Below are 339 nucleotides of genomic sequence, written 5' to 3' on the forward strand. Positions count from 1 at the left end.
GTGTGGTCGAGCACCATGTGATGGAACAACAGGATGCCGACCCAGCGCTGATGGGTGCTGTCCTGGGCGTAGGCCAGGTGCATCAACGGCGCACGGCTCAGGTCAAGACGGTAATGGCGTGGGTCGAACTGCTCGTGCAACTGCGTCAGCACGTCACCGTCCGCCGGGTCGATCACCACCTCTTCCAGCCCCAGGGTTGCCTGACGCCAAACGACCTGTACCGGATCCTCGAGCCCTTCCCAGGCGATGCTGCTGCGCAGGATGTCGTGCCGCTCGATCACGCTTTGCAGCGCCTTGGCGAACAGGTTCACCGGCTCAGGCCCGGTGAAGGTGAACAGC

1 protein-coding gene is annotated in these 339 nt (G+C 63.7%); it reads right to left on the reverse strand.

Features of this window, described 5'->3' with window-relative positions; genetic code table 11:
- A partial coding sequence (locus SB765_RS28545; RefSeq protein WP_410932347.1) for a condensation domain-containing protein occupies window positions 1-339 on the reverse strand: 339 nt, incomplete at both ends.

Origin of the sequence: Pseudomonas sp. SIMBA_067, assembly GCF_046534675.1 — a bacterium.
In the GTDB taxonomy this organism is placed as follows: domain Bacteria; phylum Pseudomonadota; class Gammaproteobacteria; order Pseudomonadales; family Pseudomonadaceae; genus Aquipseudomonas; species Aquipseudomonas putida.